Annotated in this window: 26 protein-coding genes, 1 tRNA gene and 1 pseudogene; 23 read left to right on the top strand and 5 right to left on the bottom strand. The window is 70.4% G+C overall.

Going from position 1 to position 25,542, the window contains the following annotated elements:
• Nucleotides 1-73: 73 nt before the first annotated feature.
• The 12 genes and pseudogenes from ACZ4SV_RS16985 to ACZ4SV_RS17040 all read left to right on the top strand — a co-directional run bounded on the left by ACZ4SV_RS16985 (nt 74) and on the right by ACZ4SV_RS17040 (nt 8,469).
• Complete coding sequence (locus ACZ4SV_RS16985; RefSeq protein WP_468005096.1) at nt 74-463, top strand: ATP-binding protein; 390 nt, start codon at nt 74-76, stop codon at nt 461-463.
• A gap of 175 nt (nt 464-638) precedes the next feature.
• Complete coding sequence (locus tag ACZ4SV_RS16990) at nt 639-1,490, top strand: sigma factor-like helix-turn-helix DNA-binding protein (protein ID WP_468005098.1); 852 nt, start codon at nt 639-641, stop codon at nt 1,488-1,490.
• Nucleotides 1,487-2,308, top strand: coding sequence for an integrase (locus ACZ4SV_RS16995; protein ID WP_468005100.1), 822 nt, complete (start codon nt 1,487-1,489; stop codon nt 2,306-2,308). The genes ACZ4SV_RS16990 and ACZ4SV_RS16995 overlap by 4 nt, the downstream gene beginning before the upstream one ends.
• A gap of 184 nt (nt 2,309-2,492) precedes the next feature.
• Nucleotides 2,493-2,840, top strand: a complete 348-nt coding sequence (locus ACZ4SV_RS17000; protein ID WP_468005102.1) for an SCO3933 family regulatory protein — start codon at nt 2,493-2,495, stop codon at nt 2,838-2,840.
• A 5-nt stretch (nt 2,841-2,845) separates the two neighbouring features.
• Nucleotides 2,846-4,201, top strand: coding sequence for an FtsK/SpoIIIE domain-containing protein (locus ACZ4SV_RS17005; RefSeq protein WP_468005104.1), 1,356 nt, complete (start codon nt 2,846-2,848; stop codon nt 4,199-4,201).
• Nucleotides 4,202-4,283: 82 nt separating this feature from the next.
• Nucleotides 4,284-4,976, top strand: a complete 693-nt coding sequence (locus ACZ4SV_RS17010; RefSeq protein WP_468005106.1) for a DUF2637 domain-containing protein — start codon at nt 4,284-4,286, stop codon at nt 4,974-4,976.
• Nucleotides 4,977-4,989: 13 nt separating this feature from the next.
• Nucleotides 4,990-5,169, top strand: coding sequence for a mobile element transfer protein (locus ACZ4SV_RS17015; RefSeq protein WP_030734401.1), 180 nt, complete (start codon nt 4,990-4,992; stop codon nt 5,167-5,169).
• Between the two features lie 14 nt (nt 5,170-5,183).
• The gene (locus ACZ4SV_RS17020; protein WP_365946786.1) at nt 5,184-5,339 is read left to right on the top strand and encodes a hypothetical protein; all 156 of its coding nucleotides are present in this window, start codon (nt 5,184-5,186) and stop codon (nt 5,337-5,339) included.
• 19 nt (nt 5,340-5,358) lie between these two features.
• Complete coding sequence (locus ACZ4SV_RS17025) at nt 5,359-5,658, top strand: SpdD-like protein (RefSeq protein ID WP_468005109.1); 300 nt, start codon at nt 5,359-5,361, stop codon at nt 5,656-5,658.
• Nucleotides 5,659-5,749: 91 nt separating this feature from the next.
• A pseudogene (locus ACZ4SV_RS17030) lies at nt 5,750-7,091 on the top strand (replication initiator).
• Nucleotides 7,088-7,300: an excisionase family DNA-binding protein gene (locus ACZ4SV_RS17035; protein ID WP_181797371.1), complete on the top strand. Its 213-nt coding sequence runs from the start codon at nt 7,088-7,090 to the stop codon at nt 7,298-7,300. The pseudogene ACZ4SV_RS17030 and the gene ACZ4SV_RS17035 overlap by 4 nt, the downstream one beginning before the upstream one ends.
• Complete coding sequence (locus ACZ4SV_RS17040; RefSeq protein ID WP_468005111.1) at nt 7,300-8,469, top strand: tyrosine-type recombinase/integrase; 1,170 nt, start codon at nt 7,300-7,302, stop codon at nt 8,467-8,469. Before ACZ4SV_RS17035 ends, ACZ4SV_RS17040 begins: the two co-directional genes overlap by 1 nt.
• A gap of 52 nt (nt 8,470-8,521) precedes the next feature.
• Here the strand turns inward: ACZ4SV_RS17040 and ACZ4SV_RS17045 are convergent.
• Nucleotides 8,522-8,592 (bottom strand) — tRNA-Gly (locus tag ACZ4SV_RS17045).
• A gap of 238 nt (nt 8,593-8,830) precedes the next feature.
• Between ACZ4SV_RS17045 and ACZ4SV_RS17050 the strand changes: the two genes are divergently transcribed.
• The 3 genes from ACZ4SV_RS17050 to ACZ4SV_RS17060 all read left to right on the top strand — a co-directional run bounded on the left by ACZ4SV_RS17050 (nt 8,831) and on the right by ACZ4SV_RS17060 (nt 10,374).
• Nucleotides 8,831-8,992 carry a hypothetical protein gene (locus ACZ4SV_RS17050; protein WP_365882597.1) on the top strand — a complete coding sequence of 54 codons (162 nt, stop codon included), beginning with the start codon at nt 8,831-8,833 and terminating at the stop codon, nt 8,990-8,992.
• 289 nt (nt 8,993-9,281) lie between these two features.
• Complete coding sequence (gene dcd / locus ACZ4SV_RS17055; RefSeq protein ID WP_318202246.1) at nt 9,282-9,857, top strand: dCTP deaminase; 576 nt, start codon at nt 9,282-9,284, stop codon at nt 9,855-9,857.
• Between the two features lie 13 nt (nt 9,858-9,870).
• A complete protein-coding gene (locus ACZ4SV_RS17060) occupies nt 9,871-10,374 on the top strand; it encodes a phosphoribosyltransferase (protein WP_365882595.1) in 504 nt (167 codons plus the stop codon).
• Between the two features lie 75 nt (nt 10,375-10,449).
• Here ACZ4SV_RS17060 and ACZ4SV_RS17065 read toward each other — a convergent pair whose 3' ends face one another.
• The gene (locus ACZ4SV_RS17065) at nt 10,450-11,562 is read right to left on the bottom strand and encodes a Yip1 family protein (RefSeq protein WP_468005114.1); all 1,113 of its coding nucleotides are present in this window, start codon (nt 11,560-11,562) and stop codon (nt 10,450-10,452) included.
• A 193-nt stretch (nt 11,563-11,755) separates the two neighbouring features.
• On the opposite strand from ACZ4SV_RS17065, the gene ACZ4SV_RS17070 reads away from it, so the two are divergent.
• A complete protein-coding gene (locus tag ACZ4SV_RS17070) occupies nt 11,756-12,115 on the top strand; it encodes an antibiotic biosynthesis monooxygenase family protein (RefSeq protein ID WP_468005116.1) in 360 nt (119 codons plus the stop codon).
• Nucleotides 12,116-12,472: 357 nt separating this feature from the next.
• Here the strand turns inward: ACZ4SV_RS17070 and ACZ4SV_RS17075 are convergent, their stop codons facing one another.
• Nucleotides 12,473-14,755, bottom strand: coding sequence for a (Fe-S)-binding protein (locus ACZ4SV_RS17075; RefSeq protein WP_468005118.1), 2,283 nt, complete (start codon nt 14,753-14,755; stop codon nt 12,473-12,475).
• A gap of 201 nt (nt 14,756-14,956) precedes the next feature.
• Between ACZ4SV_RS17075 and ACZ4SV_RS17080 the strand changes: the two genes are divergently transcribed.
• From ACZ4SV_RS17080 to ACZ4SV_RS17100, 5 genes are all read left to right on the top strand, one after another.
• Nucleotides 14,957-15,985, top strand: coding sequence for an MraY family glycosyltransferase (locus ACZ4SV_RS17080; protein ID WP_397947928.1), 1,029 nt, complete (start codon nt 14,957-14,959; stop codon nt 15,983-15,985).
• A gap of 94 nt (nt 15,986-16,079) precedes the next feature.
• Entirely contained in the window at nt 16,080-17,918 is a 1,839-nt protein-coding gene (dnaK, locus tag ACZ4SV_RS17085; protein WP_365875514.1) for a molecular chaperone DnaK, read from the top strand.
• On the top strand, nt 17,915-18,580 hold the full coding sequence (grpE, locus tag ACZ4SV_RS17090; RefSeq protein WP_397936299.1) for a nucleotide exchange factor GrpE: 666 nt from the start codon (nt 17,915-17,917) through the stop codon (nt 18,578-18,580). Before dnaK ends, grpE begins: the two co-directional genes overlap by 4 nt.
• A gap of 33 nt (nt 18,581-18,613) precedes the next feature.
• Nucleotides 18,614-19,783: a molecular chaperone DnaJ gene (gene dnaJ / locus ACZ4SV_RS17095; protein WP_468005121.1), complete on the top strand. Its 1,170-nt coding sequence runs from the start codon at nt 18,614-18,616 to the stop codon at nt 19,781-19,783.
• A 4-nt stretch (nt 19,784-19,787) separates the two neighbouring features.
• Nucleotides 19,788-20,255, top strand: a complete 468-nt coding sequence (locus ACZ4SV_RS17100) for a heat shock protein transcriptional repressor HspR (RefSeq protein ID WP_365875520.1) — start codon at nt 19,788-19,790, stop codon at nt 20,253-20,255.
• 71 nt (nt 20,256-20,326) lie between these two features.
• Here the strand turns inward: ACZ4SV_RS17100 and ACZ4SV_RS17105 are convergent, their stop codons facing one another.
• Nucleotides 20,327-21,811 carry a PA14 domain-containing protein gene (locus tag ACZ4SV_RS17105; RefSeq protein ID WP_468005123.1) on the bottom strand — a complete coding sequence of 495 codons (1,485 nt, stop codon included), beginning with the start codon at nt 21,809-21,811 and terminating at the stop codon, nt 20,327-20,329.
• Nucleotides 21,812-22,105: 294 nt separating this feature from the next.
• Here ACZ4SV_RS17105 and ACZ4SV_RS17110 point away from each other — a divergent pair, with 294 nt between their 5' ends.
• Nucleotides 22,106-23,212, top strand: coding sequence for a sugar ABC transporter substrate-binding protein (locus ACZ4SV_RS17110; RefSeq protein ID WP_468005125.1), 1,107 nt, complete (start codon nt 22,106-22,108; stop codon nt 23,210-23,212).
• A gap of 180 nt (nt 23,213-23,392) precedes the next feature.
• Complete coding sequence (locus ACZ4SV_RS17115) at nt 23,393-24,436, top strand: helix-turn-helix transcriptional regulator (protein WP_468005127.1); 1,044 nt, start codon at nt 23,393-23,395, stop codon at nt 24,434-24,436.
• Nucleotides 24,437-24,487: 51 nt separating this feature from the next.
• Here the strand turns inward: ACZ4SV_RS17115 and ACZ4SV_RS17120 are convergent, their stop codons facing one another.
• Nucleotides 24,488-25,432 carry a helix-turn-helix transcriptional regulator gene (locus ACZ4SV_RS17120; protein ID WP_365875551.1) on the bottom strand — a complete coding sequence of 315 codons (945 nt, stop codon included), beginning with the start codon at nt 25,430-25,432 and terminating at the stop codon, nt 24,488-24,490.
• Between the last annotated feature and the right edge of the window lie 110 nt (nt 25,433-25,542).

Genomic DNA, 25,542 nt, shown 5'->3' on the forward strand with positions numbered 1-25,542 from the left:
TGGATTGCTGCGCATCTCTAGGAATGCTCTGCCGTCGGGCTGTCTAGCCCCCTAGACGAACGGAGAGGTTCCCATGCTCACCAAGTGGTGCCGCATCTTTCCCGGCCTGCCGGAAGAGGTGCCCCATGCTCGTCACTTCGTCGCCTCCCTGCTCGCGGAAAGCGGTCCCGTGGAGGACTCTGTCCTGGTCGTGAGCGAGCTGGCGACCAACGCCCTGCGGCACACGCGGAGCGGCTTGGCCGGTGGCTGGTTCCTGGTGATCGTCGGCCTCGGCGACGATCTCGTGCGGATCGAAGTGGTCGACCAGGGTGGCGAACGCGTGCCTCACCTGTGCCATGCCACCAGTCGTGAAGAGGGAGGCCGCGGGCTGCGACTGATCGCGGCCTTTGCGAAGAACTGGGGTTACACGATCTTGCCTGACGGGCGTTCCGTCTGGGCCGAGCTGGTGCGGGCGAGCGCGTGAGCGGGCCGCGTCCGATGGGTTCAGGCGAGCGATGCGCCGGCGGTGGGGTGTGAGCCCGAAAGGTGTGCCCCGGAGGAGATCACGCTTCTATGTGATCGGCGTGCGTACCGGGCGGCGGCTGCCTCCCCTTCCGTCTAGGGCCCTAGACTCCTGGTTACTGCTAGGAGGTGAGGTCATGTCGGACGAGCTGCAACGGATCATGACGATCGATGATCCGTACCTGCTCCTGCGCGAGGTGACGACCCGCTTGGCGGATGCGCAGCAAGAGGTGACCGAGCTGGCCCGCCTCCGTCGCCGAGTGGTGCAGGACCTGCACGCGCAAGGGCTGTCGTACGCGCAGATCGCGGAGAAAGCCGGCCTGAGCCGCGGGCGGATTCACCAGATCCGGCACACCGGTCCGGCGCCGGAAGGGGCCTTCCTCGGCCGGGGTGCCGTCACCGTGGCCACACCGCTGCGGCGCGACGACGAACGTGGCCGGACCGTCGTCGCCGTGGACGACGTCAGTTCCGGCAAGAGGCTCGAAGACCTGGCGCGGTCGTATGGACTCGATGTCGCCTCGGAGCACGTTCCGGTGACCGGTGAGATCGACCTGAACCGGGACGGCCTGGTCGTGGTCTGCGGCCCCCGCATGTCCCAGGCGATGTGGGACACCTACGCCCAGGACCCGGTTCTGCGCTGGGAGCGTGCGGAAGACGGCCCCTGGACCGTGGTGGACCGGCAGACCGGCACCGTGTACCGCTCGGGACAGGACAGTGACCCGGTCCGCCCGTACGACGTCGGCTACCTCGGCCGGCTGCCGCGCCCGGACGGGAACGGCTCGCTGCTCGCGATCGCCGGCATCCACACGCAAGGCTCCCTCGGTGTCGTGCAGCTCCTCGCCAATGACCTGAACGTGGTGTGGGGCCAGGTCGGTGACCGCCGTTTCTCCACTCTGGTCGGTGTCGAATACGACCCCGAGACCAGCGAACCGCGGTCCGTGGAGCTGCTCTGCCCCCTGTACCGGCACGACGAGGAGACGGCGGCGTGAGGGTCGACCTCGCCACGCTCCCCGCCGACCCGGATCGACAGAACGAGGACTTCGCCGCCGCCACTGCCGGCGCGGCTGTGCTCCTCGACGGCGCCGGCGTCGGCGGTGCCGAGACCGGGTGCACACACGGTGTCGCCTGGTTCTCCGGGACGCTAGGCGGCCTGCTGCTCCAAGCCGTCTCCGCGTCACCCGCCCGGCCGCTCGCCGAGTGCCTGGCCGACTCGATCGACCGCGTCCGCTCGCTGCACGGCGACAGCTGTGACCTGACGTACCGGGCCAGTCCCACCAGTACGGTCGTCGCCGCACGGATCAACGGGGAAAGGCTGGAGTACCTGGTTCTGGGTGATTCCTCCTTGCTCTTGGAGGAGAAGGACGGCAGTACGACAGTCATCACCGACCGGCGACTGGACGAAGTCGGCAAGCGACTGCGCGGGCCGGTCGACGCGCTGCCCACAGGCTCACCCGAGCATTCCGCCGCGCTCGCCGATTACCGGGAGGCTTTGACCGGTCTGCGCAACCGGCCGGGCGGCTTCTGGATCGCTGGCCCCGATCCGCAGGCGGCCGAACACGCGTTGACCGGCACGGTGGCGCTTGACTCGCTGTCCACCGTGACGCTTCTGAGCGACGGTGCGACTCGGCTCGTCGATCGCTTCCAACTCGCCGACTGGGCGCAGTACTTGGACGCGCTCGCTTGCTCCGGTCCGGATGAACTGATCCGCCGCGTGCGAGAGGCCGAGAAGACCGACCCCGACGGTCGTCGCTGGCCGCGCGGGAAGACTCACGACGACGCGACCGTCCTTCACTGGGCCGTTCGGTAGCCCTGTCGCGCGGTTTCGCGGCCACGCCGTATACCCCCCTAGACAGTTGATGGGCTGTCGGCTACCCTCACTGTCAACCCCCCTAGACAGTTGGGGTGGTCGCCCCGCTGCTGTCTAGGGGGCTATTCAAGCTGTTCGGCGGCGCCGATCTCAGGGCGCCCGAAGACTCCGTGAGGTACTGACAGTGCGTGTGATCCCCGTAGACACCTCCGCCGCGACGCTGCTCGTCACCAAGCTGCCTGAGGTGAAGGTCAGGGACCGGCAGACCGGCGAGGTCGCCGTGGACCCGATGACCAATCAGCGGCTCATGACGCTGGAGCTGGTGTTCATCGCGGCTGGCGGCTCGGACATGATCAAGGTGACCATTCCCGAAGAGGGGATCGGAGACGGCCTGGTCATGGGCGCGCCGGTCATCCTGTCGGGCCTGGTCGCCCGGCCGTGGGAGAGCGAGTTCGGCGGGCGTAGCCGCCACGGCATCGCCTACCGGGCCGACGCGGTCATGGTTAACGCCCCCGTCGCAGCGCGGGGTTGATCGCCATGACTGACGCCGCCCGGGTGCTGCTGCCGGCCCTGCTCGTCATGGTCGCGCTGCTGGTGGTCCGCCGTCGCATGCCGGTGGTGTTCTGGTGGCTGCTCGGATATCCGGTCGTCGCGCTGCGGGTGCTGCTGTCGTACCGGGCGACGATGGACGCGTGCGGCCTGACGGTCCCGGCTTCCGCTGTCCGGGTCGCCACGGCCCGGGTGATCGGGCGGCAGGCGGCACCCGTCCCGCCCCGGCGGTCCTTCCCCCGGCCCAACGCATCCGGTCTCGTCATGCGGCTGCGCATGGCGACCGGGCAGGCGCCCGAGGACTTCACCGCCTCCGCCGACCGACTGCGCCATGCCTGGGGTGCCCACGCCGTCCACGTACGCCCCACGAAACCCGGCTGGCTCGAACTGCGGCTCGTCGGGTGGGACGTGCTCGCCGATGTGCGGCCCGCCCGGCGGCAGGCTTCGGCCGAGCCGCTCCGCCTGCCGCTGGCCGTGCGCGAGGACGGCGACTGGCACGTGCGCGACTTCCGCACGGTGCCGCATGAACTGATCCTCGGTGCCACGCAGTCCGGGAAGTCCGTCTACCTGCGCAACCTGCTGTGCGGCCTGGCCCGGCAGCGGGTCGTCCTCGTCGGGATCGACTGCAAATGGGGTGTCGAACTGGCACCCTTCGCACCCCGGTTGTCGGCGCTGGCCGACGACCCGGACCGGGCCAACGACCTCCTCGACGCGCTGCTGGAAGAGATGGAGGAACGCTTCCGGCTCATCGGTCTCAGCGGTGCCGACCCGGACGCTGTTCTCACCTCGGACGTGTGGGGGCTGCCGGACGCCGTGCGGCCAGTCCCGGTAGTGCTGGTCGTTGACGAGGTGGCGGAACTCTTCCTCGCCGCGAACAGGGATGACGAGAAGCGGCGAGACGCGATGGTCACCAAGCTCATCCGCCTCGCCGAGCTCGGCCGCGCGGCCGGCATCTACCTCGAAGTCTGCGGGCAGCGCTTCGGCTCGGAACTCGGCAAGGGCGCCACCATGCTGAGGGCCCAACTGACCGGCCGCGTCTGCCACCGCGTCAACGACGAAGCGTCGGCGAACATGGCCCTGGCCGACATCTCTCCCGAAGCAGCGCTGGCCGCCACATCCATTCCTGCCGACCGGCCCGGCGTCGCGGTCGTCGGCGACTCGTCCGGCGGATGGTCCCGCGTCCGGTCTCCTCTTCTCTCGCTCGATGAAGCGGCGGCCGTCTGCCGCGACACCTCGGCTCTGGTCCCTGAACTGCCCCGGCTCGACCGCTTCCGGCCCGCCCTCGCCGTCGCACCGTCCTCCTCGACCGCGGATACGCCCACCGCGCGCCCGGTAACCGAGTAGCCCCTCCCTCTACGGCCGGCGTGACCGCCTCGCGCCATGTCCCTACCCCTCCCATGCCCGAAACAGGAAGGAACCGGAGCCGATGCGTGCCCACCTGGCCCGCGTGGACGCCGTCGTTGTCCAGGCCGTCATCGCGGGGGCCCTGTCCTTCTCCCACTTGCACGACCTCGCCGCAGCAGCCGGACAGGGCGGATGGAAGGCGTGGGCCTACCCCGTCAGCGTCGACCTGCTGCTGGTCGCCGCCTGGCGCCGGATGCGCCAGTCGCAGCAAACGGGGCAGGCGGCGGGTACTCCCCGACTGTGGTTCCTGGTGGCCCTTGCCGCTTCCCTCGGCGCCAACATCGCCACCGCCGGACTCCTCGACCTGGACCACGTTCCCGCTTCGCTCCGCGTGGTGGTCGCGGGCTGGCCCGCCGTCGCCTTTTTCGGCGGCACGCTGCTGGCCCACGCACCGCACGGCCGGGAAGTGCCGGTAATCCCGGACTCGCCGTCTGCCGACCCGCACGAACAGCCCGCTGAGGCTGCCGTTGATGCTCCCGGGCCGGACGAGCAGCCAGTACCAGCCTCCGGTCCCGCCCCCGACGAGCCGGAAGCCGTCCCGGCTCCGCCGCCGCCCGGTCCCGCCGTCGCGCTCCCGCCCGCGCTCGTCCACCGCGTCCGGGCCCTGGCCGACGAACAGCGCTCGACCACCGGCCGCCCCGCCGACCCCGACGCCGTCCGCGCCCGGCTCGGCCTTCCCCCGTCCATGACCGCCTCCGTCGCCGCCCACCTGTGAGAGGAGCACCGCCATGAACCGCCGCTTCCGCAACGTCCGCCGTATCGGCCCCGTGAACGTCGCCTCCTACATCGACCGCGGCAGGCACCGCCACCTGGCCGCCTGCACCGCACCCCGCTGCGACTTCTCGGCCGAGTACGACTCCCGCGCCGCCGCCGAACTCGCCGCCCGCACCCACCGCTGCTCGGCCTGACAGGACATCACCGCATGCGCGTCCCGCTCTGGCTCGCCCTGCTCTGCGTCGCGGTCCTGGGCGTCAAGCTCATCCGCCCGCCCTGGTGGCTCGTCGCCGTGCTCCTCCTCGGCGGCTACCTGCTGACCGACAGCCTGCTGGCCCCCGTCATCGACTCCCTCGTCAAGTGACCCGTAAGGAGTACCGCCCGTGATCCGGCCGAAGATCCCCACCATGCCGCAGCCGACCGCCCCGGTCGCCATGTCCGTCGCTGTCGTGGAGCCGACCGCAGCCAGCCCGGCCACGCCACCGACGCCCGTCCATCCGGTGCCGTCCCGTCCGACCATCCAGTTGACGCCCGGCACGACGCTCGCCCTCGTCGGTGGTGGCACCGCCGTGGTCCTGGTCGTGGGTGCCGTCCTCGTCTCCATGCTGCTCGCCGTCACCGTGACCGCCACATCGGTCGCCGTATGCGCCGTCGTTCTCCGCTCTCTCCTCACCCGCCGCTGAACCAACGACTCCTTTCGTCTGCCCTGACTGTCTAGCCCCCTAGACAGTCAGGGCGGGGCCCAACACCCGCACCACAAGGAGGAACCCGCACATGCGCCCACCGGCTCCCCTTGGAGCCATCCGTCACCTGGCCACCCTCGCCCGGCACGGCGACCTCGGCTCCTACGCCCGGCAGATCCAGCGCCTCGGCGGCTGCGAGCGGCCCGTACGAATGGAGGGTCACCGGCTCGACGTCCACGCGGCCACCGGTGAGATCGTCCGGGAGATCACCGACCGCGACCTTCCGGCCGGACAGCTCCTCATCCGCTGCAACAACCGTCGCGCCACCCGGTGCCACCTGCGCGGAGACGTACCGCAAAGACACCTTCCAACTCGTCACGGCCGGCCTGAGCGGCGGCAAGGGCATCGGCCCGACGGTCGCCCGGCACCCCCGCGTCTTCGCCACCTTCACCGCGCCGTCCTTCGGCCCGGTCCACAACCGGCCGACCGGCGGCCGGTGCCGCTGCGGGCGTACGCACACCGAGGACGACCCCGCTCTGGGCACGCCGCTCGACCCGGAGCGCTACGACTACCGGGCCGCCGTCCTCTGGAACGCGCACGCCGGTGCCCTCTGGGGCCGGTTCACCACCTACCTGCGCCAGCAGATCACCTCCCGCGCGGGCCTCACCCGCACCGCGTCGCGTGACTGCGTCCGGGTGTCGTACGCCAAGGTCGCCGAGTACCAGCGGCGCGGCGCCGTCCACTTTCACGCCGTCATCCGCCTCGACGGTCCGGGAGGCGCGGAGGACGACCCGCCCGCCTGGGCCACGACCGAACTCCTCACCGACGCGATCCGCTCGGCCGCCCACCTCGCCGAGACACCCGGCCCGGTCATCGACGGCCGCGCCTACGCCTTCCGCTTCGGCGACCAGCTCGACATCCGCCCCATCCGATCGGCGGACTTCGCGGGCACCTCGGAGTTGTCCAGCCGGGCCGTGGCCGCCTACATCGCCAAGTACGCCACCAAGGGAGCCGAGACGGCCGGCACCCTAGACCGTCCCATTCGCAACCCGATCATCGACCTGATCGGCTCCGGTGTCACCGACCACGCCCGCCGGATGATCCTCACCTGCTGGCACCTCGGCGCGCTCCCCGAACTCGAAGCGCTGCGCCTGCGCAAGTGGGCCCACATGCTCGGCTTCCGCGGCCACTTCTCCACCAAGTCCCGCACCTACTCCGTCACCCTCGGCGCCCTCCGTCAGGAACGCGCCGACCACAACGAGGCCCTTGCCCGTGCCCGCGCGGCCGAAGCGGGCCACCCCTTGCCCGACCCGGACACCGTCCTCGTCCTCTCCCACTGGCGCTTCGCCGGGACCGGACTGACCACCGCAGAAGCCTGGCTCTCCACCTCTCGCGGAACCGCGACCAGCACGGAAGGGGATCTCGCAGCATGAACGACCGCTACCTGTCCGTGGACCAGGTCGCCGAACTGCTCGGCACGACCGCTCGCTTCCCCCGGCGGCTGATCGAGGAGCGGCGCATCCGGTACGTGAAGGTCGGCCGGCATGTGCGCATCCCGGAGAGTGCGGTCGAGGAGTTCATCAGGGCCCGTACGGTGGAACCGCTGAGGCGCCCTCGTACGCGCTACGGGCGGGCTGCCTGATGGCCAACAACAAGGGCAGGCGCCGCCGTTTCGGTGCGATCAGGCGGCTTCCCTCCGGCCGCTACCAGGCGCGGTATCCCGGACCGGACGGTGTGATGCGCCCGGCGCCCGAGACCTTCGCGACCATCGCCGACGCGGACGACTGGCTCGCGGAGAAGCAGACCGAGATCCGACGGGGAGAGTGGCGGGACCCGGAGGCCGGTGCGGTGAGCTTCCGGGCCTACGCCGACAAGTGGGTGGCCGAACGGGAACTGGCCCCGCTCACCCGGGACCTGTACCGCTACCTCCTCGACAAGTACCTGGCCGCCTTCGCCGACTCCGACCTGGACGAGATCACGGCGCCGCTCGTGCGTGAGCGGCGGGCCGAGCGGCTGCGGGTGACCGGGGCCAAGACCATGACGGCCAAGGCGTACCGCCTCCTGAAGGCCATCATGGAGACGGCCGTGGACGATGAGCTGATCACGCGCAATCCGTGCCGGATCAAGGGCGCAGGCAAAGAGAAGGCGGCCGAACGGCGCATTGCCACCGTGGCCCAGGTCGACGCGCTCGCCGAAGCGGTCGGGATGCGGTGGCGGCTCATGGTCTACCTCGGCGCCTACGGCCCGATGCGTCCCGAAGAACTGGCCGGCCTGCGCCGCCGCGACATCGACCTGGACAACCTGCGGATCAAGGTCCGCCTTGCCGAACCCGAGCGGACGAACGGACGACGCGTCCGGGGCGACACCAAGTCGGAGGCAGGAACCCGGACTGTGATTCTTCCCGCGTTCCTCCGCCGGGAGCTGCGCTGGCACCTGGAGTCGTACGCCGAGCCGGGGCCGGACGGGCTGATCTTCGTGGGGGAGAAGGGCGCCCCCTTCCGCCGCAGCACCTTCGGGCGGAAGTGGCGTAAGGCAAGGGAGACCGTCGGCATGCCGGAGGGCTTCCGGTTCTACGATCTCCGGCACACCGGGCACACGCTCTCCACCCGGTCTGGTGCCACCCTCAAGGACACGATGGTCCGCGCCGGGCAGTCCTCCGAGAAGGCCGCGTTGATCTACCAGCACTCCGACGAGGAGCGGCAAGAAGAGGTCGCCGCCGGCCTCGACGCCACCGTTCGGAAGGCTCGGGCGGAGGCTGTCAAGAAGACGGCCGACAAGCCTTCTGGCACGGATCTGGCACGCGGCGACTGATCGCCGGACACAACAACAAGGCCCAGGTATCTGACCTGGGCCTTAATCACAGAGCGGGTGACGAGAATCGAACTCGCGCTCTCAGCTTGGGAAGCTGATGTTCTACCATTAAACTACACCCGCGTATGTACGGACATGGTGCTCGGTGAGTCCCTTGTCCGGACGCTCGCTTACTGTACATCATCTCCGACTTCCCGTGTTCTGGGCACAGGGGATCCGGCTGCGGGTGGTGTGTAGTTGGGGCGTACCGTGGGGGGCGGAGTGCCGCCTGGAGACTCGTCTCTTTGATCCCGTAATGTGGCTTTTGGCGTCCGGGCAGAACGCCGGACGCGGCTCTTGGGGAAGGGACTTGAGGGACTTGATGGAACGCACCGTCGTCCGCTGCGCGGACGGGCACGTCTTCAGCACCGCTTCGTTCCCGATGCAGCAGGCCGGGCGGCTCGGACCCGGCCGGCTCGTGCGGTGCCCGCGGTGTGCCCGGCTCCGCAGCGCGGTGCCCGTCGTCCTGCAGAAGCAGCGATAGGGCGCGGGAGCGGTACGCCGTAGCGTGATCCCGTGATCCCGTGATCCCGTGATCCCGTGATCCCGTGATCCCGTGATCCCGTGATCCCGTGATCCCGTGATCCCGTGATCCCCGTGATTACGCGATCACGGGAGCGGCGCGGTGGCGCCCCGTTGAAGTGGCGCCGCCGGTCTCCCGGGTGCGGCAGGCGGGACGGAGGGTGGATACCCGCCGTAGCGCAGTGGTCACGGCGGGCGCGTGTGGTGGTCTTGATTGCCATGGTTCCGCGCGCCTTGCGTATCCTCGCTACGTGCTTCTCTCAGACAAGGACATCCGGGCCGAGATCGACGCCGGGCGGGTGCGGATCGATCCGTATGACGAATCCATGGTGCAGCCGTCGAGCATCGATGTACGGCTGGACCGTTACTTCCGGGTGTTCGAGAATCACCGCTACCCGCACATCGACCCCTCCGTCGAGCAGGCGGATCTGACGCGGCTGGTCGAGCCGGAAGGCGACGAGCCGTTCATCCTGCATCCCGGGGAGTTCGTGCTCGCCTCCACCTACGAGGTCATCACGCTCCCCGACGACCTGGCCTCGCGGCTGGAGGGGAAGAGTTCGCTCGGGCGGCTCGGGCTGGTCACGCACTCCACGGCCGGGTTCATCGACCCCGGCTTCAGCGGACACGTCACCCTGGAGCTGTCCAATCTCGCCACGCTCCCCATCAAGCTGTGGCCGGGCATGAAGATCGGCCAGCTGTGCATGTTCCGGCTGACCTCGCCCGCCGAGTCCCCGTACGGCAGTGAGCGCTACGGCTCCCGGTACCAGGGGCAGCGCGGGCCGACCGCCTCGCGGTCCTTCCTCAATTTCCATCGGACCCAGGTGTGAGGGCGACGACAGCATGAGCAGCGCAGACGTACGGGAGAACCTGACCTACGAGCGGTTCGGGACCGCGATCCGGGAGCTGGCGCAGACCATCGCCGACGACGGGTACGAGCCCGATGTCGTGCTGAGCATCGCCCGGGGCGGCGTGTTCGTCGCCGGCGGCCTCGCCTACGCCCTGGACTGCAAGAACATCCACCTGGTGAACGTGGAGTTCTACACGGGCGTCGGTACGACGCTGGAGATGCCGGTCATGCTCGCCCCGGTGCCGAACGTGATCGACTTCTCCGACAAGAAGGTCCTGATCACCGATGACGTCGCCGACACCGGCAAGACCCTGAAGCTGGTCCGCGACTTCTGCCTGGACACCGTCGCCGAGGTGCGCTCCGCGGTGGTCTACGAGAAGTCCCACTCCCTCGTGAAGTGCGAGTACGTCTGGAAGCGCACCGACGACTGGATCAACTTCCCGTGGAGCGTCGAGCCGCCCGTCGTTCAGCGCACCGGTCAGGTTCTCGACGCCTAGCCGTACCGCGAGCCAAGCGCGTAGGGAAAAGGGCCCCCGGCTGTGATGCCGGGGGCCCTTTCGTGTTCCGGTGGGTCAGAACGTGCCCAGCTTCACTATCGACAGCAGCGCGATCAGCTGGATCGCCGACGCGCCCAGCGCCTTCGGCCAGGGCAGGTCGTGGGAGCGGGAGACCATCAGGGTCAGCAGGGCGCCCGCGCCGAGCCAGGTGGCCCAGCCGAGGATCTGGACGAAGCCGGCGTCGCCGCCGAAGAACATGGCGACGATCAGGCGGGGCGCGTCCGTCAGGGCCGTGATCAGCATGGACAGGCCGACCGTCGGCTGCCAGGCCCCGTCGCCGCCGAGCTGGCGGGCCAGGGTGTGGGTGACCACGCCCAGGACGAACAGGCCGAGCACCATCACGACCGCCGTCAGCAGCACGATCGGGACCGCGTTGGACAGCGTCGCGCTGATCGCGTCCTGGCGGGCGCCGTCGAAACCGAAGACGGCGAGCAGGCCGTAGAGGAAGGTCACGATGAGGGCGGGCGCCCACATCGTGTAGTCCCGCATGCGCAGGAACGTGTCGTTGGGGGAGAGGACGATCCCCTTCAGCAGGTCCTTCCAGTGCAGCGGCGGGCCGAGCGGGGCGGCCGGCGCGGGGGCCGAGCCGGCGTGGTAGGTCGCGCCCTGGGTGTAGCCGGCGGCCTCGTCGAGGGAGAACGCCTGGGTGTGGCCCGGGTTGTCGGCCGCGTAGGGGTCGTGCGCACCGGGACCGGGGGCCGCGTAGCCGCCGTCGCCGAAGTACTCCGGGCCGTCGTCGGCCGGCTGCGGATAGCCGTACGGCTGTCCCTGCCCCTGGCCCTGTCCCTGCCGCGGGTACGGCGGCTGCTGCGCCGACGGGTAGCCGTACGAGGGGCCCGCGGGACCCGACGGCCCCGGACGCCCGCGTGAGGGCTGACCGTACGGCGGCTGACCGTGCGACGGCTGCCCGTAAGCCGGCTGACCGTACGACGGTCCCCCGGGCTGAGCGGGGCCGTGCCCGTGCCCGTACGACGGTCCCTGGGACGCCTGCTGTCCTTGGGGGGTGCGGTTGTCCCGGCCCCCTCGTCCGATCCTGAATCCAGCCACGTCATCGAACGTACCCGGTCCCGGCGGCCGGCGTACCCGCCCCCGTGTCCCGGGCCCGGCTTTGCGGCCGACCTGTGACATCCCCTAAGGGGCCGTCAGGCAGCGCACCCGGGGTGTCTCAGGGGCGCACCGGGGTTTGCCGGGACGCGCCGGCGGACCGGCCGGGGCGCGCTGGCGGACCGGCCGGGGCGCGGGTGGTGCGCACGGGTTGCGCGTGCGCACGGAAACGGCCGGAGAGCGCCGTGCCCGGCGGGGCATGGTCCAGGATGGGGGCATGAGCGTAGTGAAGATCAACGTGCTGACCGTGCCCGCCGAGCAGCGGGAGACGCTGGAGAAGCGGTTCGCCTCGCGGGCCCACGCGGTGGAGAACTCCGACGGTTTCGAGTGGTTCGAGCTGCTGCGGCCGGTCGAGGGCACCGACCAGTACCTCGTCTACACCCGGTGGCGGGACGAGGAGTCCTTCCAGGCGTGGATGGAGGGGCCGATGAAGGCCGCCCACCAGGGCGGCGCGTCCGGTCCCCAGGGCGGCGAAGGCGGTCACCAGGGCGGCGAGGAGCGGCCGAAGCCCGCCGCCTCCGGGTCCACCCTCTGGTCCTTCGACGTGGTCCAGCAGGCCGCCCCCAAGGGCGCCTGAGTCCCCACACCGGGCCCGGCCACGGGCCCGGCGGGTGGGCTGGTGCCGGCCCGCACCGGCCCGCCCCACGGGCGGTACGGGCCCGGCCCGCACCGAGCCCCTACCGTCCCGCCCACGGGCCCGCGGGCCCGGCCCGCACCGTGGGCCCGCACCGAGCCCCTACCGGCCTGCCCACGGGCCCACGCACCGGCCCCGCACCAGCCCACACCGGCCCCCGCACCAGCCGGAATCGCCCCCCGCACCAGCCCCGTACCAGCCGGAATCGCCCCCCGCACCCGCCCGACACACCACGACGCCCCCTGCCTCTACGAAGCAGGGGGCGTCGTCGTACGGGGGCCGCTGTCGCCCCGCCGGCGGTTACTTCACCGGTTCCGGCTCCGGCGCGCTCTCCGACTCCGCCTCGCCCGCCGGGTCGACCGGCGTCCTGACGGAGTCGAGCAGGAGCTGGGCCACGTCGACCACCTGGATGGACTCCTTGGCCTTGCCGTCGTTCTTCTTGCCGTTGACCGAGTCGGTGAGCATGACGAGGCAGAACGGGCAGGCGGTGGAGACGATGTCGGGGTTGAGGGAGAGGGCCTCGTCGACACGCTCGTTGTTGATGCGCTTGCCGATCCGTTCCTCCATCCACATCCGGGCACCGCCGGCGCCGCAGCAGAAGCCGCGCTCCTTGTGGCGGTGCATCTCCTCGTTCCGCAGGCCCGGGACCTTGCCGATGATCTCGCGCGGAGGCGTGTAGATCTTGTTGTGACGGCCCAGGTAGCAGGGGTCGTGGTAGGTGATGATGCCCTCGACCGGGGTGACCGGGACCAGCTTGCCCTCGTCCACCAGGTGCTGGAGCAGCTGGGTGTGGTGGATGACCTCGTAGTCGCCGCCGAGCTGCGGGTACTCGTTGCCGAGGGTGTTCAGGCAGTGCGGGCAGGTCGCGACGATCTTCTTCGCGGACTTCGGCTTCCTGCTCGCCGGGTCCACCTCGCCGTCCTCGTCGAGGGACTCGCCGAAGGCCGTGTTCAGCGCGGCGACGTTCTCCATGCCCAGTTCCTGGAACAGGGGCTCGTTGCCCAGGCGGCGGGCGGAGTCACCGGTGCACTTCTCGTCGCCGCCCATGATCGCGAACTTGACGCCCGCGATGTGCAGCAGCTCGGCGAAGGCCTTGGTGGTCTTCTTGGCGCGGTCCTCCAGGGCGCCGGCGCAGCCGACCCAGTACAGGTACTCGACCTCGCTCAGGTCCTCGATGTCCTTGCCGACGACCGGGACGTCGAAGTCGACCTCCTTGGTCCACTCCAGGCGCTGCTTCTTGGCCAGGCCCCAGGGGTTGCCCTTCTTCTCCAGGTTCTTGAGCATCGTGCCCGCCTCGGAGGGGAACGCGGACTCGATCATGACCTGGTAGCGGCGCATGTCGACGATGTGGTCGACGTGCTCGATGTCCACCGGGCACTGCTCGACGCAGGCGCCGCAGGTGGTGCAGGACCACAGCACGTCCGGGTCGATGACGCCGTTCTCCTCGGCGGTGCCGACCAGCGGGCGCCCGGCTTCGGCGAGCGCGGCGGCGGGCACTGCGGCCAGCTGCTCCGCGGAGGCCTTCTCCTCGCCCTCCATGGTCTTGCCGCCGCCGGCCAGCAGGTACGGCGCCTTGGCGTGCGCGTGGTCGCGCAGGGACATGATCAGCAGCTTCGGGGAGAGCGGCTTGCCGGTGTTCCAGGCGGGGCACTGCGACTGGCAGCGGCCGCACTCGGTGCAGGTGGAGAAGTCCAGCAGGCCCTTCCAGGAGAACTGCTCGACCTGGGAGACACCGAAGACGTCGTCGTCGCCCGGGTCGGTGAAGTCGATCGCCTTGCCGCCGCTCGTCATCGGCAGCAGCGCGCCGAGGGAGGTCTCACCGGTGGCGTTGCGCTTGAACCAGATGTTCGGGAACGCCAGGAACCGGTGCCAGGCCACACCCATGTCGGTCTTCAGCGAGACCGTGATCATCCAGATGAAGCTGGTCGCGATCTTCAGGCCGGCGAAGAAGTAGGTCAGGTTCTGGAGCGTGGAGAGGTCCATGTCCCGCAGCCAGGCGACGACCGGGTACGAGATGAAGAACGAGGCCTCGTAGCCGTCGACGTGGTGCTGGGCGCCTTCGAGGGCGTGCAGCATGAAGATGCAGACGCCGACGATGAGGATGACAGCCTCGACGAAGTACGCCTGGCCGAAGTTGGAGCCGGCGAAGCGGGACTTGCGGCCCGGCTTGCGCGGGTGGCTCAGTTGGCGGATGCCGATCAGGACGAGGATGCCGAGCACCGTCATGGTGCCGATGAACTCGACGTAGACGTTGTACGGCGTCCACTCGCCGAGGACCGGCAGGAGCCACTCCGCCTTGAACAACTGCCCGAACGCGTTGACGATCGTCAGCAGCAGCGTGAAGAAGCCCACCGCGACGAACCAGTGCGCCACACCCACGATGCCCCAGCGGTTCATCCGGGTGTGGCCGAGGAACTCCTTGACCACGGTGACGGTGCGCTGTGCGGGATCATTGGTCCGCGCGCCGGCCGGCACCGGCTGGCCCAGCCGCATGTGGTGGTAGATCCGGAGGACGGCGCGGCCGAACAGTGCCACGCCGACCACGATCAGGACCAGCGACACGATGATCGCGGCGAGTTGCATTGGGGCTCCTGAGGCGGCCTCGCTCTGAGACGAGCTGTCCGAGCTGATCGACATTACTAAGCGGTAACTTATGTAGTCCGTCTGAGACTACCCTTATCTTCCGCCGGGATGCAGCAGAGCGCGGGGTGATCTGGGTCGCCGCCCGGCAATCAGATCGTGTTATTCGTACCGAATTGATACTTTCGCCCCTACCTTAGAGCCGTGCTCTACGGGATCGCCGCCGCCACCGCCGCCCTGCTCCTCACCGCCGTGCTCGCGGCGGCGCTCCGGGCGCCCGCCCTGCGGGCCGGCATCCTCGACCGGCGCCGGCAGCGCCCTATGCCGCTCCTCGGCGGGTTCGCGGTCGTGGCCGTCACCTGCCTGGTCGCCGGGGTCGGGCAGTGGAGCCGGGTGGCGCCGCTCGGGGAAGGGGTCGGGACCCTGCTGGTGGCCGCCGCCGCGGTCGCCGCGCTGGGCCTGGTCGCCGACGTGTGGCGGCTGCGCGCGCGGGTGCTCGTCGCCGGTACGGCCGTGGCGGCGGCCTGGGTGGTGCCGTACGACGACACGGGCCTGCCGGGCGGGCTGCTGGCCGTCGGCTGGATCGTCCTGTCCTCGCTCGCCTTCAAGGGGCTCGACCACGCCGACGGGCTGGCCGGGACGGTGGGCGTGGTCACCGCCTTCGGGGTGGGCGCCTGCGCCGCGGCGGAGGTGATGGACGGGCTGGCCGTGCTGCTGAGCGTGGTCGCCGCCGCCCTCACCGGCTTCCTGATGCACAACTGGCATCCCGCGCGGATCGGCCTCGGTGCGTGCGGCTCGCTCTTCACCGGGTTCGTGCTGTCCTCCGCCGTCGTCTTCACGCGCGCGGGGTACGCGCTCGGGCCGAGCGCGGCGGTGGTGTTCTGCCTCGGCGCGGTCGCCGTCGCCGACGCGCTGCTGGTGGTCCTCGCCCGGAGCACGGCCCGGCGCCCGCTGCTCAGGCGCGGCCCGGACCACCTCGGGCACCGGCTGCGCCGGCTCGGGCTCACCACCCAGGGGTCGGTCGTGCTGCTGGGGGCCGGGTCCTTTTCGTCCGTGCTCGTCGGGGTACTGGTGCACGCGGGGTGGACGGGGGACGAGGCCGCGCTCTGGGTGGCCGGCGCGATGGTCCTGGGCGTGTTCGTGCTCGTACTCCTTCGCACGCCCGTCCAACAGCATCCCCGGCATACGACGTCCACGCAGGTCAGCGGCCACTTGCGCGTAAGGAACGGATAGGACTTGAGCCTGGCTGGCTCAGGTCTGTTGACCCAACGGTTCTCCTCAGGCACACTTGAGCCTGTTCCACTCAAGTCAGCTGGAGGAATCAACCATGGCACGTGCGGTCGGCATCGACCTGGGCACGACTAACTCCGTCGTCAGCGTTCTGGAGGGCGGCGAGCCCACCGTCATCACCAACGCCGAGGGTGCCAGGACCACGCCGTCCGTCGTCGCCTTCGCCAAGAACGGCGAGGTGCTGGTCGGCGAGGTCGCCAAGCGCCAGGCGGTCACGAACGTGGACCGGACCATCCGCTCGGTGAAGCGCCACATGGGCACCGACTGGAAGATCGCGCTGGACGGGAAGGACTTCAACCCGCAGCAGATCTCCGCGTTCATCCTGCAGAAGCTGAAGCGGGACGCCGAGGCCTACCTGGGCGAGAAGGTCACGGACGCGGTCATCACCGTCCCGGCCTACTTCAACGACTCCGAGCGCCAGGCGACGAAGGAGGCCGGCGAGATCGCCGGTCTGAACGTCCTGCGCATCGTCAACGAGCCGACCGCGGCGGCGCTCGCGTACGGCCTCGACAAGGACGACCAGACGATCCTCGTCTTCGACCTCGGCGGCGGCACCTTCGACGTGTCCCTGCTGGAGATCGGCGACGGCGTCGTCGAGGTGAAGGCCACCAACGGCGACAACCACCTCGGTGGTGACGACTGGGACCAGCGCGTCGTCGACTACCTGGTCAAGCAGTTCCAGTCCGGTCACGGCGTGGACCTGTCCAAGGACAAGATGGCCCTCCAGCGCCTCCGCGAGGCCGCCGAGAAGGCCAAGATCGAGCTGTCGTCCTCCACGGAGACCTCGATCAACCTGCCGTACATCACGGCCTCCGCCGAGGGCCCGCTGCACCTGGACGAGAAGCTCACCCGCGCCCAGTTCCAGCAGCTGACGGCCGACCTGCTGGAGCGCTGCAAGACGCCGTTCCACAACGTCATCAAGGACGCCGGCATCTCCATCAACGAGATCGACCACGTCGTCCTCGTCGGTGGCTCCACCCGTATGCCCGCCGTCGCCGAACTGGTCAAGGAACTGACCGGCGGCAAGGAGGCCAACAAGGGTGTGAACCCGGACGAGGTCGTCGCCATCGGCGCCTCGCTCCAGGCCGGTGTCCTCAAGGGCGAGGTCAAGGACGTCCTGCTGCTCGACGTCACCCCGCTGTCCCTCGGCATCGAGACCAAGGGCGGCATCATGACCAAGCTGATCGAGCGCAACACCACGATCCCGACCAAGCGCTCGGAGATCTTCACCACGGCCGAGGACAACCAGCCGTCGGTGCAGATCCAGGTCTACCAGGGCGAGCGCGAGATCGCGGCGTACAACAAGAAGCTGGGCATGTTCGAGCTGACCGGTCTGCCGCCGGCGCCGCGCGGCGTCCCGCAGATCGAGGTCTCCTTCGACATCGACGCCAACGGCATCATGCACGTCACGGCGAAGGACCTCGGCACCGGCAAGGAGCAGAAGATGACCGTCACCGGCGGCTCCTCGCTGCCGAAGGACGAGGTCGACCGCATGCGCGAGGAGGCCGAGCGGTACGCGGAGGAGGACCACAAGCGCCGCGAGGCCGCCGAGACCCGCAACCAGGGCGAGCAGCTCGTCTACCAGACCGAGAAGTTCCTCAAGGACAACGAGGACAAGGTCCCGGGCGAGGTGAAGACCGAGGTGGAGTCCGCCGTCGCCGAGCTGAAGGAGAAGCTCAAGGGCGAGGACACCGCCGAGATCCGCACCGCCACCGAGAAGGTCGCGGCCGTCTCGCAGAAGCTGGGCCAGGCCATGTACGCCGACGCCCAGGGCGCGCAGGCCGCCGGCGGTGCCGCCACCGGTGAGGCCAAGGCCGACGACGACGTCGTGGACGCCGAGATCGTGGACGACGAGCGCAAGGACGGTGCCGCGTGACGGAGGAGACCCCGGGCTTCGAGGAGAAGCCCGACGTCCCCTCCGGCGCCACCTCCGACGACGCCGAGCCGAAGGCCGCCACCCCCTCCGCGGAGGAGGCGGCGGCCCCGGCCGGGGACGCACCCGAAGAGAACGCCGGCCTGGTGGCCCAGCTGGACCAGGTGCGCACCGCGCTGGGCGAGCGCACCGCGGACCTCCAGCGGCTGCAGGCCGAGTACCAGAACTACCGCCGCCGCGTCGAGCGGGACCGCGCCGCGGTCAAGGAGATCGCTGTCGCGAACCTCCTGACCGAGCTGCTGCCCGTGCTCGACGACATCGGCCGCGCGCGCGAACACGGCGAACTGGTCGGCGGCTTCAAGTCGGTGGCCGAATCGCTGGAGACCGTCGCGGCCAAGCTGGGCCTGCAGCAGTTCGGCAAGGAGGGCGAGCCCTTCGACCCGACGATCCACGAGGCCCTGATGCACAGTTACGCGCCGGACGTCACCGAGACGACCTGCGTGGCGATCCTCCAGCCGGGGTATCGCATCGGCGAGCGCACCATCCGCCCCGCGCGGGTGGCCGTCGCCGAGCCGCAGCCCGGCGCGCAGACCGTCAAGGCGGAGGAGGCCGAGGAGAACGCGGCGGCCGACGACAAGGAGAACGGTGGCCCGGAGGAGGGCTGACGTCATCACCGGCAGGAAGGAGGGACGTCGGGGATGAGCACCAAGGACTTCATCGAGAAGGACTACTACAAGGTCCTCGGCGTCCCCAAGGACGCCACCGAGGCCGAGATCAAGAAGGCGTACCGGAAGCTGGCGCGCGAGTTCCACCCGGACGCCAACAAGGGCAACACCAAGGCGGAGGAGCGCTTCAAGGAGATCTCCGAGGCGAACGACGTCCTCGGCGACCCCAAGAAGCGCAAGGAGTACGACGAGGCGCGCGCGCTGTTCGGCAACGGCGGCTTCCGCCCCGGACCGGGCGCGGCCGGCGGCGGCTCCTTCAACTTCGACCTGGGCGACCTCTTCGGGGGCGCCGCCCAGGGCGGAGGCTTCGGCGGCGGCATCGGTGACGTCTTCGGGGGCCTGTTCAACCGCGGCGGCGCCACGGGCACGCGGACCCAGCCCCGGCGCGGCCAGGACGTCGAGTCCGAGGTCACGCTGAGCTTCACGGAGGCCATCGAGGGCGCCACGGTGCCGCTGCGGATGTCCTCCCAGGCGCCCTGCAAGGCCTGTTCGGGCACCGGCGACAAGAACGGCACGCCGCGCGTGTGCCCGACCTGCGTCGGCACCGGGCAGGTCGCCCGGGGCTCCGGCGGCGGCTTCTCGCTGACCGATCCCTGCCCCGACTGCAAGGGCCGCGGTCTGATCGCCGAGCACCCGTGCCTGGAGTGCAAGGGCAGCGGGCGCGCCAAGTCGTCGCGGACCATGCAGGTCCGCATCCCGGCAGGGGTGACCGACGGCCAGCGCATCCGGCTGCGCGGCAAGGGCGCGCCCGGCGAGCGGGGCGGCCCGGCCGGCGATCTGTACGTGGTGGTGCACGTCGGGGAGCACCCGGTGTTCGGCCGCAAGGGCGACAACCTCACCGTCACCGTGCCGGTGACGTTCGCCGAGGCCGCGCTCGGCGGCGAGGTGCGGGTGCCGACCCTCGGCGGCCCGGCCGTCACCCTGAAGCTGCCCCCCGGCACCCCGAACGGCCGTACGATGCGGGCCCGGGGCAAGGGCGCGGTCCGCAAGGACGGCACCCGCGGCGATCTGCTGGTCACCGTCGAGGTGCGGGTGCCCGCGGACCTGTCGGGGAAGGCTCGTGACGCGCTGGAGGCGTATCGCGAGGCGACCGCGGGGGAGGACCCGCGGGCGGAGCTGTTCGAGGCCGCGAAGGGAGCTTGAGAGGATGGACGGCCGTCGTCCCCGTCAGCGCGGGGGTTTCTCGCCGTACGAACTGACCGATGAGACCCCGGTCTACGTCATCTCGGTGGCGGCCCAGCTCTCCGGCCTCCACCCGCAGACGCTGCGCCAGTACGACCGCCTGGGCCTGGTCTCCCCGGACCGCACTGCGGGCCGGGGCCGGCGCTACTCGGCCCGTGACATCGAACTGCTCCGCCAGGTGCAGCAGTTGTCGCAGGACGAGGGCATCAACCTGGCCGGCATCAAGCGGATCATCGAACTGGAGAACCAGGTCGCCGCGCTCCAGTCCCGGGTCGTGGAGCTGGAGGCGGCCCTGGACGGCGCGGCGGCGGCGATGCGGCAGCGCGAGGCCGCGGTGCACGCCTCCTACCGGCGCGACCTGGTGCCGTACCAGGAGGTCCAGCAGACCAGCGCGCTGGTGGTGTGGCGGCCGAAGCGGCAGCAGCAGGACTGACCGACGCGCGCGGCGCGGTACGACGAGGGGCCCGGAGACCGGGCCCCTCTCGGTTTTCCGGGGTGTCCCGGTCAGGCCGCCGGGGTCACCGGGCCGCCGGCGGAGGCGGGTTCGGTGCCGTCCTCGGAGGCCGGTTCGGTGCCGTCCTCGGCCGGGGGCGTGCCCAGCTCGGTGGCGACCACCACGTCGGCCTCGCCGGTCTGCCGGTAGCGGGAGTTCCAGGCGTCGTCGACGGCCTCCACGAAGAAGCAGCGCTCCTCGCCGTCCGGCGTCGTCTGGTACCGGTAGGAGGTCTGGTCGGGCATCAGCCAGGCGTCCTGGTAGGCGGAGCAGACCCGGTCCTCGCCGTCGCTCAGGATGCGGCCCGCGTAGACGGAGTACCGGTGCAGGTCGGGCGCCGGGTTCGGGTCCCAGGCCAGCTCGAAGCCGTAGTCGGTCGCAGTGACCGTCAGTCCGGTGACGGGGGGCGGCGGGGTGTCGTCCCGGCGCGTGCCGTCGAGAGCGGCGGACCGGGCGGACTCGTTGCCCGCCGCGTCCACCGCGGTCACCCGGTAGAAGTACGTGGTGCGCACCGCCGCCGTGGCGTCCCGGTAGGAGGTGTCCGTGGCGGTGCCGAGGCGGGTGTAGGTGCCGTTCGCGCTCGTCGCCCGGTACACCCGGTAGGAGACCGCGCCGGGCTGGACGCTCCAGCCGAGGCGGAGGCCGTTCTGCTCGGAGGCGTCGGTGATCTCCAGACCGGCGGGGGCGCCGGGCGCGGTCCGGTCGGCGGTGGTGACGGGCAGGTCCGCGGTGCCCGTGGACTCGTTGCCGGCCTTGTCGTAGGCGCGGACCTCGTAGTAGTACGTCTCGCCGGTCACCGGCAGGGTGCTGTCGGTGTAGCTGGTGGCGGTGGTCCTCACCAGCGGCGCGGCCTCGTACGGGGAGCCCTTCAGCCGCCGGTAGACGCGGTAGCCGGCGAGGTCCATCTCCTTGCTCTTCGACCAGGAGACCTTGGCCCGGCCGGTCGCCGCGTCGTAGGTCACCGAGGCCCCGGCGGGCACCAGGGGCTTGACCTTGTCCACGTCGGCCGTGGTGCGGGGCGTGTAGGCGAAGGAGACGTTCGCGGCGCCGGTCCAGTTCACGAAGTCCACGCGGAGCGTGTGCTTGCCGGACGGGATGGTGACGTTGACGGTCTTCGTCTGGGTGGTCGACACGTTCTTCCACAGGTCGACCTTGCGGGTGCCGTCCAGGTACACCCGGATGCCGTCCTGGGCGGAGACCGGCAGCGCGAAGGGGCCGCCGGAACCGAAGTCGCGGGTCACGGTCCAGCGGACGCCGAAGTTGTCCTTCGGCAGGCCCGTGGCCGGGGCGCCGGTGCCCCACTTCTCGGCGACGGCGCTGTCGCAGTCGGTCTTCTTCGGCGTGCCGGAGAACGAGGTGTTCGCGTAGAACTGCCGCTGGTAGACGGGTGAGGCGCAGCTCACGGCGGCGGACGCGGACGGGCTGACGGCGCTCAGCAGGGCGCCGGAGGCGGCGAGCACGACGGCCGTGGCGGTCGCACGTCTGGCTGGGTTCATTCGTTCCTCTGATCGAATCGGAGCGCGGCTCGGGGCCGCCGGAGATCACGACTCGTGGCGAACCGGGTTGGTTGTACGGATCTTTGCCGTCCCGTGAACTCCCTTTGGATGGACGGGCCGTAAAGAGCCGTTGAAGGAGGTTTCGCGCAATCTCCACAAGTGCAGCCCAGCGTGGTGTTGCGCACTCGTTAAGTGATTCTCCTTGACGCCGGGTGTGGGCTCCGCGTTGTCTTTTCAGACACCTGGGTCGTATAGCAGCACCCACGTCCGGAACACACCTGAAGTGAGCTTCGCATGCGTCGTATCGCCATAGCCGTGGCCGCGTCCACGATGACCCTCTCGCTCGCCGGCTGTGGGGTGCTGAACGCGACGGGGGACGGCGCGAGCGCGAGCCCGACCAAGGGCAACGACATCACCGTGGGGCTGCTGCTGCCCGAGAAGGCGAACACCCGTTACAACAAGTTCGACTATCCGATCATCGAGCGGAAGGTCGCCGAACTCACCAAGAAGCACGGCAAGGTCGAGTACGCCAACGCCGACGCGAGCGCCACCCGGCAGGCCCGGCAGTTGCAGGACATGATCGACGGCAAGGTCGACGTCATCCTGCTCGACGCGGTGGACGCGCACGCCATCGTCGGCGAGGTGCGGAAGGCCAAGGACGCGGGCATCCCGGTCATCGCCTACGACCGGCTCGCCGAGGGTCCGATCGACGCCTACGTCTCCTTCGACAACGAACTGGTCGGCGAGGTGCAGGGCCGCACCCTGCTGGAGGCCCTCGGCGCCGGCGCCGGCCCCTCCGCCAAGGTCGTCATGATGAACGGCTCGCCCACCGACCCCAACGCCAAGCAGTTCAAGCAGGGCGCGCTCTCCGAGCTGAACGGCAAGGTGGCGATCGCCCAGAGCTTCGACACCACGGGCTGGAAGCCGGAGAACGCCGAGGCCAACATGGCCAAGGCGATCGCCGCGCTCGGCAAGGACGGCATCGCCGGTGTGTACGCGGCCAACGACGGCATGGCGGGCGGTGTCATCAAGGCGCTGAAGGCGGCCGGCGTCACCCAACTGCCCCCGGTCACCGGCCAGGACGCCGAACTCCCCGCGGTGCAGCGGATCGTGGGCGGCGAGCAGTACATGAGCGTCTACAAGTCCTACCCGGACGAGGCCGAGACCGCCGCGCAGATCGCCGTCACCAAGGTGCAGGGCAAGGACATCCAGTTCGACGCCCTCACCCAGGACCGGGTGGACAGCCCCACCGCCAAGGACATCCCGTCGAAGCTGGTCCAGGTGAGCGCGCTGACCAAGGGCACCATCAAGGACACGGTCGTCGCGGACGGCATCTACTCGGTGGACGACATCTGCACCGCCAAGTACAAGGCGGCCTGCGCCGCGATCGGCCTGAAGTAACCGCCGCGCCGCCCCGGCGCCACCGCAGCTTGTTGCAAGGTGAAGGACGGAGCATCGCCAAAACCCGGACACAGCAGGTCTTTTCCATCGCCGCCACCGGATGAGCCGTGTTGCGGACCCGGTCGCCGCCGCGCATAGTTGCGCTGCGGAAGTGGCAGCACACCGGGGGTGGAATGGGCGATGACCGGGCGCGGGGCGGAGGAGCACCCTCACGGTGCCGACCGGCTGTGTGAGGCCGGCGATCGGGTGTACTCCCGTGCCGTGCGCCGGGGACGGGTGCCGCGCGCGGACGCCGGGCCCGTGCCCTGCCTGCTGGAGCTGGCCCTGCTGCACCCCGACCCCGACGACATGGACTGGCTGGTGCCGACCTCCCCGCAGGAGGTCATGACCCGGCTGCTGCGCGGCGTCTACGAGGAGGTCAGCGCGAGCCAGCGCCGGGTGGGCTCGGCGGTGGCCGCCTTCGAGTGGTACGCGGGCCTGGGCCGGCAGCCGGACACCCCGGCGGCACCGGCCGAGGGCAGCGCGATCCGCGTCCTGGACGGGCTCGCCCGCATCCAGGCCGCGATGGACGAGGCGACCGAGGCGTGCACCACCGAGGTGCTCACCGTGCAGCCCGGCGGCATCCGGCGGGAGGCCGAACTCACCGAGGGACTGCACCGGGCGCTGGCGCTGCGCGGCCGGGGCGTGCGCATGCGCGACCTCTACACGCACGTGGCGCGGCACGGGCAGGGCCTGCTCACCTATCTGGAGCTGATGGGCGACACGGTGGAGGCCCGGACCCTGGACGAGGTCATCGACCGGCTGATCCTGTTCGACCGCACGGTGGCCTTCATCCCCGCCAACACCGACCGCACGATGGCGCTGGAGCTGCGCCATCCGGCGCTGGTCGAGTATCTGGTGACGGTCTTCGAGCGCCTGTGGCGGCTGGCCATCCCGCTGACGGCACCGCTGCCCGACACCGGCATCGAGGGCATCTCGCACCGCGAGCAGTCCATCGCCGCGCTGCTGGCGGAGGGCCATCAGGACGCGGTGATCGCCGAGCGCCTGGGCATCAGCGTCCGCACCTGCCGCGCCCACATCGCCCGGCTGTCGGAGACGCTGGGCGCGGCCAGCCGTACCCAGCTCGGCGTCAGGATCGCCCAGGTGGGCCTGGACGGCCACCGGCCGGCCCGGCCGGCCACCGCGCTCACCGCGCCGGACCAGGACCCGCCTGCCGGGCGCTGAGCGGCCCCCGGCGCCCGCGCCCGCGGCGGCCGCCGCCCGGCCGTCCCCGGCTCAGTGGTCCCGCTCCAGGATGCCGGACTGCGCGATGAGGAAGCCGAGCTGGGCGCGGCTGCCGCTGCCGAGGGAGGTGGCCAGCTTGGCGATGTGGGCCCGGCAGGTGCGGACGTTCATCCCGAGGCGGCGCGCGATGGCCTCGTCCACATGGCCCTCGACCAGCAGCTTGGCGATGGAGTGCTGGACCTCGGTGATGCCGTCGGGGGCGGTCTCGTACGGGGCGCCGGCGCTGAGCGGGACGGCGCGGGCCCACATGAACTCGAAGACCTTGATCAGATAGCGGACGAGCCCCGGGTGGCGGAGTTCGAGCGCGACCTCGCCGTCGTCCCGGGTCGGGATGAAGGCCACGGTCTCGTCGCAGATGATCAGCCGCTCGACCAGTTCGTCGATGGTGCGGTACTCCACCTTGCCGTCGGCGAACTGGGCCACGTAGGCGAGCGTCTCGGGGCTGTAGCGGGCCGGGTGCTGGTAGAGGGTGCGGATGCGGCAGCCCCGCTCGATCAGCGGCCGGTCGCGCTCCAGCGCCTTGGCGAGGGTGTGTTCCAGGCGCCTGCGGCTCGGCTGCACGGTGAGCATCTCGGTCTGGCACTGGGCGGTGGCCAGATCGAGCGCCGCGTTGATCCGGTCCAGGCCCTCCAGCACGGTGATGGAGTGCGTGGTCGCGGTCGGCTGGGCACTGATGTGCATGAACGGCTCGAATGCGTCGGCGAGTTCGACGGACTCCCGGCGGCGCTGCGTGATCTCCCGCTCGATCGGGTTCAGCCGCTGCGCCAGCGCGATCGACGGGGGCACCGGGCGCAGCCAGTTCGGGTCGTCGGGGTCGGGATGAAGGAGGGCGAACTCCATCAGACACGGCGCCGGTTCCACGTCCGCACGAGCTATACGTCCCGTCCGGAGAGCGTTCCCGTAGAGTCGGCTCCCTTCCTCGCACAGGTCGGTCAGCCCGTGGGGATGTGTCCGTTTAATCTCGTTTATCGCCAAATCTCCACCCCCCAGGGTCCTGAACGTGCAGGAACATGATGCATCGATTGTGTGGCCATGACGTGCCGGAA

It is taken from the genome of Streptomyces sp. NPDC027672 (assembly GCF_055566335.1).

Excerpts from the sequence above, each read along its gene's own strand:
- ACZ4SV_RS17010 (WP_468005106.1), top strand. The coding sequence starts at position 4,284 with ATGCGTGCCCACCTGGCCCGCGTGGACGCCGTCGTTGTCCAGGCCGTC.
- ACZ4SV_RS16985 (WP_468005096.1), top strand. The coding sequence starts at position 74 with ATGCTCACCAAGTGGTGCCGCATCTTTCCCGGCCTGCCGGAAGAGGTG.
- dnaK (WP_365875514.1), top strand. The coding sequence starts at position 16,080 with ATGGCACGTGCGGTCGGCATCGACCTGGGCACGACTAACTCCGTCGTC.
- dnaJ (WP_468005121.1), top strand. The coding sequence starts at position 18,614 with ATGAGCACCAAGGACTTCATCGAGAAGGACTACTACAAGGTCCTCGGC.
- ACZ4SV_RS17020 (WP_365946786.1), top strand. The coding sequence starts at position 5,184 with ATGCGCGTCCCGCTCTGGCTCGCCCTGCTCTGCGTCGCGGTCCTGGGC.
- ACZ4SV_RS17050 (WP_365882597.1), top strand. The coding sequence starts at position 8,831 with ATGGAACGCACCGTCGTCCGCTGCGCGGACGGGCACGTCTTCAGCACC.
- ACZ4SV_RS17040 (WP_468005111.1), top strand. The coding sequence starts at position 7,300 with ATGGCCAACAACAAGGGCAGGCGCCGCCGTTTCGGTGCGATCAGGCGG.
- ACZ4SV_RS17065 (WP_468005114.1), bottom strand. The coding sequence starts at position 11,562 with ATGTCACAGGTCGGCCGCAAAGCCGGGCCCGGGACACGGGGGCGGGTA.
- ACZ4SV_RS17005 (WP_468005104.1), top strand. The coding sequence starts at position 2,846 with ATGACTGACGCCGCCCGGGTGCTGCTGCCGGCCCTGCTCGTCATGGTC.
- ACZ4SV_RS17060 (WP_365882595.1), top strand. The coding sequence starts at position 9,871 with ATGAGCAGCGCAGACGTACGGGAGAACCTGACCTACGAGCGGTTCGGG.
- ACZ4SV_RS17115 (WP_468005127.1), top strand. The coding sequence starts at position 23,393 with ATGACCGGGCGCGGGGCGGAGGAGCACCCTCACGGTGCCGACCGGCTG.
- ACZ4SV_RS16990 (WP_468005098.1), top strand. The coding sequence starts at position 639 with ATGTCGGACGAGCTGCAACGGATCATGACGATCGATGATCCGTACCTG.
- ACZ4SV_RS17100 (WP_365875520.1), top strand. The coding sequence starts at position 19,788 with ATGGACGGCCGTCGTCCCCGTCAGCGCGGGGGTTTCTCGCCGTACGAA.
- ACZ4SV_RS17035 (WP_181797371.1), top strand. The coding sequence starts at position 7,088 with ATGAACGACCGCTACCTGTCCGTGGACCAGGTCGCCGAACTGCTCGGC.
- ACZ4SV_RS17070 (WP_468005116.1), top strand. The coding sequence starts at position 11,756 with ATGAGCGTAGTGAAGATCAACGTGCTGACCGTGCCCGCCGAGCAGCGG.
- ACZ4SV_RS17015 (WP_030734401.1), top strand. The coding sequence starts at position 4,990 with ATGAACCGCCGCTTCCGCAACGTCCGCCGTATCGGCCCCGTGAACGTC.
- ACZ4SV_RS17110 (WP_468005125.1), top strand. The coding sequence starts at position 22,106 with ATGCGTCGTATCGCCATAGCCGTGGCCGCGTCCACGATGACCCTCTCG.
- ACZ4SV_RS17075 (WP_468005118.1), bottom strand. The coding sequence starts at position 14,755 with ATGCAACTCGCCGCGATCATCGTGTCGCTGGTCCTGATCGTGGTCGGC.
- ACZ4SV_RS17105 (WP_468005123.1), bottom strand. The coding sequence starts at position 21,811 with ATGAACCCAGCCAGACGTGCGACCGCCACGGCCGTCGTGCTCGCCGCC.